Origin of the sequence: Streptacidiphilus sp. PB12-B1b (genome assembly GCF_014084125.1) — a bacterium.
GTDB lineage: Bacteria > Actinomycetota > Actinomycetes > Streptomycetales > Streptomycetaceae > Streptacidiphilus.
Map to the genome: position 1 here is coordinate 6,803,171 of NZ_CP048405.1, position 12,795 is coordinate 6,815,965.

A 12,795-nucleotide genomic window follows, 5' to 3' on the forward strand; every position below is an offset into this window, starting at 1 on the left:
TCAGCCCAGCGCCAGCTGGGCGAACAGCTCCAGGCCCACGCCGATGGCGTCCTCGTCCACGTCGAAGGTTCCCTGGTGCAGGTCGCGGGTGGCGGTGTCGCCGACCGGCCGGACGCCGAGCCGGGCCAGCGCGCCGGGCACGTGCTCCAGGTACCAGGAGAAGTCCTCGCCGCCCAGGCTCTGCTCGGTGCCCTCCACCCGGCCGGGGCCGAAGCCGCGCTCCATGGCCTCGCCGATCAGCTGGACCGAGCTTTCCTCGTTGACCACCGGCGGCACACCTCGGTGGTAGTCCAGCACCCACTTGGCCCGGTAGGTCTCGGCGACCTGGCCGACCAGCTCCTCCAGCGCGCCCGGGGTCTCCCGCCAGCCCTCCAGCTCCAGGCAGCGGACGGTGCCCTCCAGCTCGGCGTGCTGCGGGATGGCGTTGACCGCCGAGCCGCTGGCGATCCGGCCCCACACCAGGCTGACGCCCCAGCGCGGGTCCATCCGCCGGCCCAGCGCGCTGGGCAGCTCGGCGGCGGTCTTGGCGACCGCCATCACCAGGTCGGTGGTCAGGTGCGGACGGGCGGTGTGGCCGCCGGGGCCGTCCAGGGTGACCAGCAGCCGGTCGCAGGCGGAGGTGATCGCGCCGACCTTCAGCCCGATCCGGCCCACCTCGACCTTGGGGTCGCAGTGCACGGCGAAGATCCGGCCGACGCCCTCCATGGCACCGGCCGCGATCATGTCCAGCGCCCCGCCGGGCATGACCTCCTCGGCGGGCTGGAACAGCAGCCGCACCGGGTGGGCCAGCGCGCCGGACCCGGCGGCCTCCGCCAGCACCAGCCCGAGGCCCAGCACGATCGCGGTGTGGACGTCGTGCCCGCAGGCGTGCGCCCGCCCGGGGACGGTGGAGCGGTAGGGCACGGAGGCGGGCTTGGCGTCGTCGATCGGCAGGGCGTCGATGTCGGCCCGGAACGCCGTCAGCGGCGTACCGGCCGGGGTGCCCTCGGGGACGATGTCGCAGATCAGGCCCGTCCCGCCGGGCAGGACCCGGGGGGCGAGCCCGGCCTGCTCCAGCCGGGCCCTGATCAGCTCGGTGCTGCGGAACTCCTGCCGCCCCAGCTCCGGATGCATGTGCAGGTCGCGGCGGATGCCGATCAGCTCCGGCAGCAGCGCGCGGACGCGGCTGCCGTGGTCGAAGGGGGCTGCCGGGACGGATGGAACGTCAACAGGATGGCTCACCCCGACAAGGCTACGGCCGAGTGGCGCGCGGGGCAGGCGATCACCGGAAAAAGTACCGCCGGACGGGGATGAAGTCGCCCGCACGGCGCATACGCCGCCCCCTGATGGGTATGACATCCCGTTACCGCCTCCCCATGATCCGCTCGTCGGACACCCGGCCAACGAGCTCGCCCGGCAAAGGGCACGGCCGCGTCGGCGTGATCTGGATCACCCCGGTCGGCCCGGTGGCCACCGCTCCGCCGCCCACGGCGCCCCGCTGCCTACGATGGCCCGGGCACCTGTACGAGACCGGAGGAGCAGCACTGATGGCGGGTCGTTTCAGCAACAGGGTCGCCGTGGTCACCGGCGCCAGCAGCGGCATCGGCGCGGCCACCGCCCGGCGGCTCGCCGAGGAGGGCTTCAGCGTGGCCCTGGTCGCCCGCCGGACCGAGCGGATCGAGGCGCTGGCCAAGGAGATCACCGCGGCCGGCGGCCGGGCCTGCGCACACACCCTGGACGTCACCGACCGGGCCGCCGTGGACGCCTTCGCCGCCTCGCTGGAGCGGGTGGACGTCCTGGTCAACAACGCCGGCGGGGCCTACGGTGCGGACAGCGTGGAGAGCGGCGACCCGGCCGACTGGCGGCGGATGTTCGAGGTCAACGTCATCGGGGTGCTGCACGTGACGCAGGCGCTGCTGCCCGCGCTGCGGGCCAGCGGCGACGGCGTGGTGGTGGTCCTCTCCTCGACCGCCGCGTTCGTCCCGTACGAGGGCGGCGGCGGCTACGTCGCGGCCAAGGCCGGCGAGCACGCCATCGCCGGGACGCTGCGACTGGAGCTGGTCGGCCAGCCGATCCGGATCGTCGAGATCGCCCCCGGCATGGTGCGCACCGAGGAGTTCTCGCTGACCCGGCTGGGCGGCGACGCCGAGAAGGCGGCGGCGGTGTACGCGGGCGTGGCCGAGCCGCTGACCGCGGACGACGTGGCCGACACCATCGCCTGGGCGGTCACCCGCCCGCCGCACGTCAACGTGGACCTGCTGGTGCTGCGCCCGCGCGCGCAGGCCGCCGCGCACAAGGTGCACCGCGAGGGCTGACGGCCCGGCGCGGCCGTCCCATCATTCGGCCGCAAGAGTCTCGACTTGATAGCCAATTCGAGTGAATCCTTGTCCTGGGCAGGGAACTGCCCGAAGCCCGGTCTGCCTTGCGGCAGAAGGCCTCCGGGGCCCTCGTCACCCGTACGGGAGCCTCCGCACCACGGAACCGCACGCGTCACCACGCCGTCGCAGCCGTCGCACGCAGGACAGGGCACCACGGTGAGAATGCACTACCGTCGCCGCTCCGCGCCCTTCCTGCAACCGTCGACCGAGGAGGACCCCCTGGCCAGTGACATTCCGGCCCAGCCGGAAGCCGCGACAACCGGGTTGCAGAGGCTGAACCAGGCCACCCCCGGCGCCGCCGAGGAGGCCCTGCTGGCCTGCTGCGGCAGCCGCCGCTGGGCGCTGCGGCTGGCCGCGCACCGCCCCTACCCCGACACCTCGGCGCTGCTGGCCGCCGCCAGCGAGGCGTCGTACGACATGTCCTTCGCGGACCTCACCGAGGCGCTGGCCGACGAGAGCTGCATGCCGCAGCCGCTGCTGGGGGTGCGGGCCCCCGGGAGCCAGGCGGCGCACACCGCGCTGCGGGCGGCCCACGCCGCCTACGAGGCCCGGTTCGGCCATGTCTTCGTGGTCTCGCTGGACGACTGCCCGGCCGACGAGATGCTGGACCGCGTGCTGGTCAGCCTGCGCGAGCGGCTCGCCAGCGACCACGACGAGGAGCGCAGCACCACCGCCGAGGAACTGCGGCGGATCGCGCTGAGCCGGCTGGAGCACCTGGTCGCGTCTCACGCCTCGGCGGCAACGTGAGACGTCCGGGGTGATCTCTGACACATCCGCACCAGGGCGGAAGGCCCGGATCGGGTGGGAATCACGACAGAATCCCGGGTGGGAGCCGCCCGGGAGTTGACAGGTCACGGCCCCGGGTTAGGCCGCACGAGGCTCTTTGATCACAGGGTAGACCCCCGGCGGGCTGGCAACGCCGCAGCGTGGCTACGATGGCGAGGGCCGGTGGACCATACCCGGCCGGGCCGACCGACGCTGATGCCGGACGAGCCCCCGCCCCGCTTCCGGAGGGTTTTCCGTGCCGGCTGGAACGCTGTACCGCGGCCGGGAAGGCATGTGGTCGTGGGTGGCTCATCGAGTCACCGGTGTCCTCATCTTCTTCTTCCTGTTCGCCCACGTCCTCGACACCGCTCTCGTACGCGTCTCCCCGCAGGCGTACAACAGCGTCATTGCGACGTACAAGACCTGGCCCGTCAACCTGATGGAGTACGGCCTCACGGCCGCCATCCTGTTCCACGCGCTGAACGGCCTGCGCGTCATCGCGGTGGACTTCTGGGCGAGAGGCCCGAAGTACCAGCGCCAGATGCTCTGGTCGGTCGTTACCCTGTGGGTCCTCCTCATGGCGGGTGCGTTCTACCCGATCCTGCGCGTGACCCTCCGCACTTGGTTCGGGTGAGGCGAGAAATGGCTATCGACAGCAACATCGAGCTCACCGAGGCCGCCGACCCCGGCGCCTTCCTGATCGAGCCGCCCCGCACCCGCACCAAGCGGACCGGACGCAGGTCCCGGACCAACTTCGAGATGCTGGCGTGGCTGTTCATGCGCCTGTCCGGCATCGTGCTGGTCTTCCTGGTCCTCGGCCACCTGATCATCCAGCTGCTGCTGGACGGCGGGGTCTCGAAGATCAGCTTCGCTTTCGTGGCCGGCCGCTGGGCCTCGCCGTTCTGGCAGGTCTGGGACCTGCTGATGCTGTGGCTGGCGATGCTCCACGGCGCGAACGGCATGCGCACGGTCATCAACGACTACGCGGAGCGGGACACCACCCGGTTCTGGCTGAAGGTGCTGCTGGTGACCGCCACGGTCTTCACCGTGCTGCTCGGCAGCCTGGTCATCTTCACCTTCGACCCGACAATCAGCTGAGCGCGGACGGACGAGGCAGCCAACAGACATGCAGGTACACAAGTACGACACCGTCATCGTCGGCGCAGGCGGCGCCGGGATGCGCGCGGCCATCGAGTCGACCAAGCGCAGCCGCACCGCTGTGCTGACCAAGCTCTACCCCACCCGGTCCCACACCGGCGCGGCCCAGGGCGGCATGGCCGCCGCACTGGCCAACGTCGAGGAGGACAACTGGGAGTGGCACACCTTCGACACGGTCAAGGGCGGTGACTACCTGGTCGACCAGGACGCCGCCGAGATCCTCGCCAAGGAGGCCATCGACGCCGTCCTGGACCTGGAGAAGATGGGCCTGCCGTTCAACCGGACGCCCGAGGGCCGGATCGACCAGCGCCGTTTCGGCGGGCACACCCGCGACCACGGCCAGGCCGCCGTGCGCCGCTCGTGTTACGCCGCGGACCGCACCGGACACATGATCCTGCAGACCCTCTACCAGAACTGCGTCAAGGAGGGCGTGGAGTTCTTCAACGAGTTCTACGTTCTGGACCTGCTGCTCAGCGAGGTGGACGGGCAGACCCGCACCGCCGGCGTGGTGGCCTACGAGCTGGCCACCGGCGAGGTGCACGTCTTCCAGGCGAAGTCGGTCATCTTCGCCTCCGGCGGCAACGGCAAGTTCTTCAAGGTCACCTCCAACGCCCACACCCTGACCGGTGACGGCCAGGCCGCCGCCTTCCGGCGCGGGCTGCCGCTGGAGGACATGGAGTTCTTCCAGTTCCACCCGACGGGCATCTGGCGGATGGGCATCCTGCTCACCGAGGGCGCCCGCGGCGAGGGCGGCATCCTGCGCAACAAGCACGGCGAGCGCTTCATGGAGAAGTACGCCCCCGTGATGAAGGACCTCGCCTCGCGCGACGTCGTCTCCCGCGCGATCTACACCGAGATCCGCGAGGGCCGGGGCTGCGGCCTCGACGGCGACCACGTCTACCTGGACCTGACCCACCTGCCGCCGGAGCAGCTGGACGCCAAGCTCCCGGACATCACCGAGTTCGCGCGGACCTACCTCGGCATCGAGCCCTACACGGACCCGATCCCGATCCAGCCGACCGCGCACTACGCCATGGGCGGCATCCCCACCAACGTCCAGGGCGAGGTGCTGAAGGACAACGACACCGTCGTCCCCGGCCTGTATGCGGCGGGCGAGGTGGCCTGCGTGTCGGTGCACGGCGCCAACCGCCTGGGCACCAACTCGCTGCTGGACATCAACGTCTTCGGCCGCCGGGCGGGCATCGCCGCCGCCGAGTACGCGGCGACCGCCGACTTCGTCGAGCTGCCGGAGAACCCGGCCGCGCTGGTGGTCGAGCAGCTGGAGCGGATCCGCAGCGGCAACGGCACCGAGCGGGTCTCGGACATCCGCATCGAGCTGCAGCAGTCCATGGACACCAACTCGATGGTGTACCGCACCGAGTCGACCCTGAAGCAGGCGGTGGCGGACATCGCCGCGCTGAAGGAGCGCTACAAGAACATCTCGGTCATGGACAAGGGCAAGCGCTACAACACCGACCTGCTGGAGGCCGTGGAGCTGGGCAACCTGCTCGACCTGGCCGAGGTCACGGCGGTGTCCGGGCTGGCCCGCAAGGAGTCCCGCGGCGGCCACTTCCGCGAGGACTTCCCGACGCGCGACGACGTCAACTTCATGCAGCACACCATGGCGTACCGCGAGGTGGATGCTGACGGCAAGGACAGCATCCGCCTGGACTACAAGCCGGTCGTGGTGACCCGCTACCAGCCGATGGAGCGTAAGTACTGATGAGCACCCCCACGATCGACTCCCCGCACCACTCGGCCGGCCTGGACGCCGCCGAGTCCGGCAAGGTCGAGCTGGTCACGATCACCCTCCGGATCCGCCGGTTCAACCCGGAGGAGCACCCGGACGCGGTGTGGGTGGACTACCAGCTCACCGTCGACCCCAAGATCCGCGTCCTGGACGCGATCAACACGGTCAAGTGGGAGCAGGACGGCACGCTGACGTACCGCCGTTCCTGCGCCCACGGCGTCTGCGGCTCGGACGCCATGCGGATCAACGGCAAGAACCGGCTGGCCTGCAAGACGCTGATCAAGGACGTCAACCCGGAGAAGCCGATCACGATCGAGCCCATCAAGGGGCTCACGGTCCTCAAGGACCTGGTCGTGGACATGGACCCGTTCTTCCAGGCGTACCGCGACGTCATGCCGTTCCTGATCACCACCGGCAACGCCCCCACCCGGGAGCGGATCCAGTCGGAGGAGGACGTGCAGCGCTTCGAGGACACCACCAAGTGCATCCTCTGCGCGGCGTGCACCACCTCCTGCCCGGTGTTCTGGAACGATGGGCAGTACTTCGGCCCGGCGGCCATCGTCAACGCCCACCGCTTCATCTTCGACTCGCGCGACGAGGGCGGGGAGCAGCGGCTGGAGATCCTGAACGACCGCGAGGGTGTGTGGCGCTGCCGCACCACCTTCAACTGCACGGACGCCTGCCCGCGCGGTATCGAGGTCACCAAGGCGATCCAGGAAGTCAAGCGCGCCCTGGTGACGCGCCGCTTCTGAGCCCTGCCCGCCCGGCTCGACCTGCTTGACCTGCTCGAACGACGAAGGCCCGCCGTCCCGTGGAACCGGACGGCGGGCCTTCGCCATGTGCGTCGGCCGTGCGCTACTCCGCCGCGGCCTCGCCCGCCCGGGCCGCCGCGGCGCGCTGGGAGCGCAGCGCGCGGACGCCCACCCAGCCGACCATGACGCCGAGGACCAGCGAGGTCAGCGCGAGGGTGGCATGGATCCAGAAGTACGCGGTGGGGCGCGAGTGGTCGCCGTGGACGAAGGCCAGGCCCTCGCCGTCGGCCCACAGGTTCTTGAAGAACGTCACCCAGATCCAGACGCTCCAGACACCGAAGGCGGTCAGGAACCAGGAGGCGCGGCGGCTCAGTTTCATGCCCCCAGTATGAGAGGGCCGACCGGGGGTCTTCCGGCGGGTCCGGTGAGCGATCCGATGGATCGGGTACCGTCGGTCCGTGCGTCTAGACAATCGTCTCGTATGGATGGCAGCACCCCTGTGCGCCGCGGTGGTCCTCGGCGGCCCGGCCTCGGCCGCCTCCGCCGCCGCCCCGGCCTCCGCCAAGGCGGCCCCCCGTCCGCCCGCCGTGATGTCCTCGGTGGGCGGCGCCCAACTGGCCCTCGCCGGGGTGCGCAGCGAGCCGCTGCCCGGCTCCCCGGCACTGCCGGCCGACCTGTCGGCGCTGGCGTGGATCGTCTCCGACGCCGGCAGCGGCGACGTGCTGGCGGCCAAGGACGCCCACTGGCAGCTGCCCCCGGCGAGCACGCTGAAGACGCTGTTCGCGGACACCGTGCTGCCCAGGATTCCCGCCTCGGAGACCCATCTGGTGACCGCGGCGGACCTGGCCGGGATGGGCCAGGGCAGCAGCGAGGTCGGGGTGGTGCCCGGGCAGACCTACAAGGTGTCCGACCTGTGGCTGGGGGTGTTCCTGCGCTCCGGCAACGACGCGGTGCACGTGCTGGCGGCGATGAACGGCGGCGTACCGGCCACCGTCACCGCCATGCAGGCGCAGGCGCGGGCGCTGGGCGCGGACGACACCCATGTGGTGACCCCGGACGGCTACGACGAACCCGGACAGGTCTCCTCGGCGTACGACCTGAGCCTGTTCGCCCGGGCCGGGCTGCGGAACCCGCAGTTCGCCGCGTACTGCGCGACGGCCTCGGCGGAGTTCCCCGGCGGGCCGAGCACCCGGAACAAGCCCTTCGAGATCGACAACACCGACCGGATGCTGTCCGGCATCGACGGTGTCAGCCGCTATCCGGGACTGATCGGGGTGAAGAACGGCTACACCACCAACGCCGGGAACACCCTGGTGGTGGCGGCCCGGCGGGGCGGCCGGACGATCCTGGTGACCGTGATGAACCCGCAGAGCGGCAAGTTCAACGCCGTCTACGGCGAGGCCCGGGAGCTGCTGGACTGGGGCTTCGCCGCCGACGGCCGGGTACGCCCGGTCGGCAGCCTGAACCCGGCCCCGGCGGCGCCCTCGGCGGCCGGGGCGCACCGGGGCAGGGTGCCCGGCTCCAAGCGTCCCGGCGCCGGGGCGCTGACCGCGTCGGACGCGGGCAACGCCCCGGGCACGCTCGGCTGGACGGCGGCCTGCGGGGCCGCGGCCCTGGCCATCGCCACCGGCGCGGTGCTGGTGGTGCGCAGGCGCCGCCGCACCGGCTGACCCGCCGCCCGCAGGCTGCTACTTCGGGTCGGTGGTGGCGTCCGACTCGGCCGCGCCGGCGGCGCTCTCGGCGGCGGCGACCTTCTGCGCCATCTGCTGCGCCAGGCTGCCCGACGGCCCGCCGGTGGCGGCTGCGGCCGGTCCGCCGGTGGCAGCCGCGCCCGCGGGCACGGTGGCCGCCTGGCTGCCGTGGCCGGAGCAGCCGGTGAGGGCGAGGGCCGCTGCGGCGCAGGCCGCCACGGCCAGGGCGGTGGTCCGGCGCATCGTCACTTGTCCTTGCCGTTGTCGTTGGCGGCGCACCAGGTCTTCACCGAGGCCAGGTCGGACTGGCGCTGGTGCAGCATCGGCACCAGCGACTGCCGGTAGGTCAGCCGGTCCTGCAGATAGGTCTCGATCGCGGTGTGACCGGCGTTCTTGGCGTCCTGGACGCGCTGCGAGAGCCGGGCGACCGAGCCGACCTCGGTGGCCGGGCCGTCCAGGCGGGCGAGGTCGCGGGTGATGCGCTGCTGCACCCGGCCGGCCCGCAGGCAGACGGCGTGGGCCCCGTCCGACTTCGGCCCGGCGGCGGGGCTGCTCGCGGCCGGGCTCCCGACCGCCGTGCTCCCGGCCGCCGGGCTGCTCGCGGCGAAGGCCGGGGCGCTCGCACCGAGCAGCGACCCCGCGAGGGCGAGGGCGGCGACGCCCGAGACGACGGAGGTTCGTCGGATGGACATGGGAGGTCTCCTCCTGCTCGTCGGGACGCGGTTGACGCCCCGTCTGCCCAGGAGGCTAGGAGGGATCCTTGTGGAAACCCTGTGGCGGACCCCGGCTCGACCCCGGCCCGCATCACCGCAGGTCAGGGCCGGTTGCGGGGTCAGGGCCGGTGGGATCAGGGCCGGTAGGCCAGCCAGTCGCGGCGCAGCCGCAGGGTGGCCGCGGCGGCCGGCTCCTGGGCCAGCGGCAGCCGTACCTCGACCCGGGTGCCGAGCGGCTGCGTCCAGCCGGGCGGCGGGGGCGGGTCGGTGATCCGCACCGTGCCGTGGTGCAGCGCGACCTGCTGGGCGACCAGGGTCAGGCCCAGCCCCGAGCCGGGGCTGCCGGGCCCGCGCCGGAACCGGGCGAAGACGGATTCGCGCTGGTCGGCGGGGATGCCGGGGCCGGTGTCGTCCACGGTCAGCAGCGCCTCGCCGCCGCTGCGGCGCAGGCTGACGCAGACCCGTGGCGGCGGCCCCTGGCGGGGATCCCGGCGGGCGCCGTGGACCAGGGCGTTGCCGATCAGGTTGTCCACCACCATCCGCAGGCCCGGCTCCCAGCCGTGCAGCCGCAGCGAGTGCGCGGAGCTGACCTCGATGTCGGCGTGCGGGCGGAGCCGGCGGGCGTCGGCGACCGAGGCCTCGACGAGTTCGGCGAGGTCCAGCGCGGTGAAGGCGTCGGCCTGGACCAGGTCGCCCTGGGCCAGCGAGCGCAGCGCGGTGAGCAGGCCGAGCATGCGGGCGTGCTCGGCCTGGAGGTCGTCCAGCACCTCGGCGCGGTCCTGCGGGGCGAGGTCGGGGTGGGCCAGGACGTCCAGGTTGGTGCGCATGCTCATCAGCGGGGTGCGCAGTTCGTGCGAGGCGGAGGCGGCGAAGGCCCGGGCGGTCTCCAGCGCCTCGGCGGTACGGGCGGCCTGGTCGTCGTAGCGGCTGAGCACGGTCTGCAGGGTCAGCGCCAGGTCGTCCACCTCGGTGACCCGGGTCGGCCGGTGCTGCAGCCGGGCGGCCGGGTCGTCCGGGTCGAGCCCGCTGGTGCGGCGCTGCAACTGCCGCAGCGGGCGGGCGGCCAGTTCGGCGATGGGGAACGCCAGCAGGCCGCCGACCGGGGCGGCGATCAGCGCGACCAGCAGGATGCGGCGGCGCACGGTCGCCGCCTCGTCCTTGACGGCGGAGGCGGGCGAGAACAGCCACAGGGTGCCCGCGGGCTGACCCCCGGCGGCGGCGACCGGCTGGCCCAGCGCCCGCCAGCCGGTGCCGTCCGCGAGCACGGTCACCGGGTTGCCGGTGGGCACGGGCAGCGCCACCGAGGGGTCGGGCTGCCCGCCCTCGCTGACCAGGGTGGTTCCCGAGGCGGTGGTGACCCGCACGCCGACGTCCAGCGCGGCGGCGGTGAGCCGGTGCTGCTGGTTGGCCTCCTGCCGGGAGCGCCCGTCGTCGGCGGCGCGCAGGACGGTCCGGGCGTCCGGCAGCGCGGCGGCGGCGCGCTGCCGCAGCCGGCCGTCCTCCCCGCTGTGCAGGTCGCGGTTGACCAGGCCCAGCAGCAGCACCCCGGACAGCAGCACCAGCACCGGCACCAGGGCGGCGGTGACCAGGGCGATCCGGGTGGAGAGCCTCATCGCGCGCCACCGGCCCGCAGCACGAAGCCGACCCCGCGCACGGTCTGCACCAGCCGTGGCCGCCCGCCCGCTTCGAGCTTGCGGCGGAGGTAGCTGACGAAGGTGTCCACGACGTCGGTGCGGACGTCGAAGTCGTAGCCCCAGACGCGTTCCAGCAGCTGGTCGCGGGTGAGCACGATCCCGGCGTTGCGGGCCAGCACCTCCAGCAGCTCGTACTCGCGCCGGGTGAGGCCGACCGGCAGGTCCTGGTAGAGCACCTCGCGGGTGTGCGGGTCGACGGTCAGCTCGCCGACCCGCAGCGGGTCGCTGGGCCGGGGCGGCCTGCGGCGCAGCAGCGCGTGCAGCCGCAGCACCAGCTCCTGCAGCGCGAACGGCTTCACCAGGTAGTCGTCGGCCCCTGCCTGCAGCCCGGCCAGCCGGTCGTCCAGCTGGTCCAGCGCGGACAGCATCAGCACCGGCGTCTCCTCCCCGGCGGCGCGCAGCCGCCGGCACACCTCGGTGCCGGACAGGTCCGGCATGGAGACGTCGAGCACCAGCACGTCCGGCGCGGACCCCCGGTGCGCGGCCAGCGCCGCCTCCCCGCCCTCCGCCAGCTCCACCGAGAACCCGCTGAGCCGCAGCCCCCGCTCCAGCGACCGCCGGATCGCCGCATCGTCGTCCACCACCAGCACCCTGCCGTGCCGCTCACCCATCGCCCTCGCCCACTTCCACTCGCCCGAGCCCAGAGCACCCTCTCAGACCCGGGTAAGGGCGGCCCAGGGGATCCCCGCTCAGCCCCGGGGGCGGGTGGGGTGGCGGCGGCGGTGGGCGAGGTGGGTGGTGGCGGCGCCGGTGGCGAAGGCGGTGGCGAGGGCGGCGAGGAGGGCGGCCGGGCGCGGGGGCGGGAGCGGGCGGGTGCGGCAGGGAGAGGGAGAGGGGGACGGCGGGGCGGGCGAAGGTGAGGGTGCGGGCGCGGGGGTGGGGGTGGCTTCGGTGGCGGACTGCCAGGCTTCCTGGGCGCGGTCGAGGGCGCGTCGGCGGGCGGCGTCCGGGTCGGCCGTGGCGGTCCAGGCGGTGCAGTAGAACAGCCAGCGGAAGATGAAGTTGATCCACAGCAGCAGCGCCACCGGGGTGCCGAAGGCGCCGTAGACGCTCTTGCGGGCGACGTCGCTGAGGTAGGCGGAGAGCAGCTGCTTCAGCAGCTCGAAGCCGACCGCGCCCATCAGCGCGCCCTGCGCCACCACCGTCCGGCGCTGGTCGCCGATCCGCGGCAGCCCCACCAGTACGTACGCGAACAGCAGCATGTCCGAGCCGATGGCGATCAGCACCGCGGCGGCCGAGAGCAGGAACCGGCCGACGCTGGAGTGCTGGATCCCCAGCCAGTGGGCGAGCTGCCCGGTGAGCGCGCTGGTGAGCGCCGACGCGCCGAGCGACACCGCGGCGACCGGGCCGAGGCCGAGCAGCACGCCGACGTCCAGCACCCTGCGCAGCACCGGGTTGCCGGGCTCGGCCGGCAGCCGCCACACGGTGCGGATGGAGACCCGGGTGGTGTTGACCCAGCCGAGCCCGGAGACCAGCAGCAGCGCTCCGCCGACCACCCCGACCGTCCCGGCGTTGCGCACCAGCGCGTCCAGGTCCAGGGCGTTGGCCAGCCCGGGGAGCTGGTCCTCGATCCGGTCCTGGAAGTGCCGCACCTGGCTGCCGCTGAGGGCGCTGACGGCGACCGCCATAGCGACGGTGAGCAGCGGGAACAGCGCGAGGAAGCCGAAGAAGGTGACGGCCCCGGCCAGTTGGTTCGAGCCGACGTCGTTGAAGTGCTCGAACACCCGGTAGGGACGGGACTTCAGCACCCAGGCCGCCACCGGGCCGATCATCGGCAGCCGCGTCAACCAGTCCATGTCACCGCACCTCCATGGGTTCGGACCGCCGGCGGCGGGGCCGGAGGCGGGGCGCGGGGGCTCGTGTCGGAGCGTCCGGCGGCCGGGGCTGACGAGGCATCATGGGCGGGATGCGGCAC

14 protein-coding genes are annotated in these 12,795 nt (G+C 73.0%); 7 read left to right on the forward strand and 7 right to left on the reverse strand.

The genetic code is table 11. The features are described from left to right. Positions 1–1,221, reverse strand: a complete 1,221-nt coding sequence (locus GXW83_RS29540; RefSeq protein WP_370466799.1) for an amidohydrolase — start codon at positions 1,219–1,221, stop codon at positions 1–3. 305 nt (positions 1,222–1,526) lie between these two features. On the opposite strand from GXW83_RS29540, the gene GXW83_RS29545 reads away from it, so the two are divergent. The 6 genes from GXW83_RS29545 to GXW83_RS29570 all read left to right on the forward strand — a co-directional run bounded on the left by GXW83_RS29545 (position 1,527) and on the right by GXW83_RS29570 (position 6,782). Then, on the forward strand, positions 1,527–2,294 hold the full coding sequence (locus tag GXW83_RS29545) for an SDR family oxidoreductase (RefSeq protein ID WP_182446091.1): 768 nt from the start codon (positions 1,527–1,529) through the stop codon (positions 2,292–2,294). A gap of 225 nt (positions 2,295–2,519) precedes the next feature. Continuing rightward, positions 2,520–3,104 (forward strand): 2-oxo-4-hydroxy-4-carboxy-5-ureidoimidazoline decarboxylase, encoded by a 585-nt coding sequence (locus GXW83_RS29550; RefSeq protein WP_182446092.1) that lies wholly within the window; start codon positions 2,520–2,522, stop codon positions 3,102–3,104. Positions 3,105–3,378: 274 nt separating this feature from the next. Continuing rightward, positions 3,379–3,756: a succinate dehydrogenase, cytochrome b556 subunit gene (gene sdhC / locus GXW83_RS29555; protein ID WP_182446093.1), complete on the forward strand. Its 378-nt coding sequence runs from the start codon at positions 3,379–3,381 to the stop codon at positions 3,754–3,756. An 8-nt stretch (positions 3,757–3,764) separates the two neighbouring features. Continuing rightward, complete coding sequence (locus tag GXW83_RS29560; protein WP_182446094.1) at positions 3,765–4,220, forward strand: succinate dehydrogenase hydrophobic membrane anchor subunit; 456 nt, start codon at positions 3,765–3,767, stop codon at positions 4,218–4,220. Between the two features lie 28 nt (positions 4,221–4,248). Further along, positions 4,249–6,003, forward strand: coding sequence for a succinate dehydrogenase flavoprotein subunit (sdhA, locus tag GXW83_RS29565; RefSeq protein WP_182446095.1), 1,755 nt, complete (start codon positions 4,249–4,251; stop codon positions 6,001–6,003). Beyond that, positions 6,003–6,782: a succinate dehydrogenase iron-sulfur subunit gene (locus GXW83_RS29570; protein WP_182446096.1), complete on the forward strand. Its 780-nt coding sequence runs from the start codon at positions 6,003–6,005 to the stop codon at positions 6,780–6,782. Before sdhA ends, GXW83_RS29570 begins: the two co-directional genes overlap by 1 nt. Before the next feature lie 103 nt (positions 6,783–6,885). Here the strand turns inward: GXW83_RS29570 and GXW83_RS29575 are convergent, their stop codons facing one another. Continuing rightward, on the reverse strand, positions 6,886–7,161 hold the full coding sequence (locus GXW83_RS29575; RefSeq protein ID WP_182446097.1) for an SCO4848 family membrane protein: 276 nt from the start codon (positions 7,159–7,161) through the stop codon (positions 6,886–6,888). A gap of 106 nt (positions 7,162–7,267) precedes the next feature. Here GXW83_RS29575 and GXW83_RS29580 point away from each other — a divergent pair, with 106 nt between their 5' ends. Next, on the forward strand, positions 7,268–8,452 hold the full coding sequence (locus GXW83_RS29580) for a D-alanyl-D-alanine carboxypeptidase family protein (RefSeq protein ID WP_182446098.1): 1,185 nt from the start codon (positions 7,268–7,270) through the stop codon (positions 8,450–8,452). 18 nt (positions 8,453–8,470) lie between these two features. On the opposite strand, the gene GXW83_RS29585 is transcribed toward GXW83_RS29580, so the two are convergent. From GXW83_RS29585 to GXW83_RS29605, 5 genes are all read right to left on the reverse strand, one after another. Beyond that, the gene (locus GXW83_RS29585; RefSeq protein WP_182446099.1) at positions 8,471–8,716 is read right to left on the reverse strand and encodes a hypothetical protein; all 246 of its coding nucleotides are present in this window, start codon (positions 8,714–8,716) and stop codon (positions 8,471–8,473) included. Between the two features lie 2 nt (positions 8,717–8,718). Further along, positions 8,719–9,165, reverse strand: a complete 447-nt coding sequence (locus GXW83_RS29590; protein WP_182446100.1) for a hypothetical protein — start codon at positions 9,163–9,165, stop codon at positions 8,719–8,721. A gap of 155 nt (positions 9,166–9,320) precedes the next feature. After that, a complete protein-coding gene (locus GXW83_RS29595; protein WP_225447322.1) occupies positions 9,321–10,799 on the reverse strand; it encodes a HAMP domain-containing sensor histidine kinase in 1,479 nt (492 codons plus the stop codon). Further along, a complete protein-coding gene (locus tag GXW83_RS29600; RefSeq protein WP_182446101.1) occupies positions 10,796–11,491 on the reverse strand; it encodes a response regulator transcription factor in 696 nt (231 codons plus the stop codon). Before GXW83_RS29600 ends, GXW83_RS29595 begins: the two co-directional genes overlap by 4 nt. Positions 11,492–11,569: 78 nt before the next feature. Continuing rightward, positions 11,570–12,676, reverse strand: coding sequence for a YihY/virulence factor BrkB family protein (locus GXW83_RS29605; protein ID WP_225447323.1), 1,107 nt, complete (start codon positions 12,674–12,676; stop codon positions 11,570–11,572). Between the last annotated feature and the right edge of the window lie 119 nt (positions 12,677–12,795).

Bases quoted from the DNA above. Each gene is read 5' to 3' on its own strand.
- GXW83_RS29545 (WP_182446091.1), top strand. From the start codon at position 1,527: ATGGCGGGTCGTTTCAGCAACAGGGTCGCCGTGGTCACCGGCGCCAGC.
- GXW83_RS29550 (WP_182446092.1), top strand. From the start codon at position 2,520: ATGCACTACCGTCGCCGCTCCGCGCCCTTCCTGCAACCGTCGACCGAG.
- GXW83_RS29560 (WP_182446094.1), top strand. From the start codon at position 3,765: ATGGCTATCGACAGCAACATCGAGCTCACCGAGGCCGCCGACCCCGGC.
- sdhA (WP_182446095.1), top strand. From the start codon at position 4,249: ATGCAGGTACACAAGTACGACACCGTCATCGTCGGCGCAGGCGGCGCC.
- GXW83_RS29570 (WP_182446096.1), top strand. From the start codon at position 6,003: ATGAGCACCCCCACGATCGACTCCCCGCACCACTCGGCCGGCCTGGAC.
- GXW83_RS29575 (WP_182446097.1), bottom strand. From the start codon at position 7,161: ATGAAACTGAGCCGCCGCGCCTCCTGGTTCCTGACCGCCTTCGGTGTC.
- GXW83_RS29580 (WP_182446098.1), top strand. From the start codon at position 7,268: ATGGCAGCACCCCTGTGCGCCGCGGTGGTCCTCGGCGGCCCGGCCTCG.
- GXW83_RS29585 (WP_182446099.1), bottom strand. From the start codon at position 8,716: ATGCGCCGGACCACCGCCCTGGCCGTGGCGGCCTGCGCCGCAGCGGCC.
- GXW83_RS29590 (WP_182446100.1), bottom strand. From the start codon at position 9,165: ATGTCCATCCGACGAACCTCCGTCGTCTCGGGCGTCGCCGCCCTCGCC.
- GXW83_RS29595 (WP_225447322.1), bottom strand. From the start codon at position 10,799: ATGAGGCTCTCCACCCGGATCGCCCTGGTCACCGCCGCCCTGGTGCCG.
- GXW83_RS29600 (WP_182446101.1), bottom strand. From the start codon at position 11,491: ATGGGTGAGCGGCACGGCAGGGTGCTGGTGGTGGACGACGATGCGGCG.
- GXW83_RS29605 (WP_225447323.1), bottom strand. From the start codon at position 12,676: ATGGACTGGTTGACGCGGCTGCCGATGATCGGCCCGGTGGCGGCCTGG.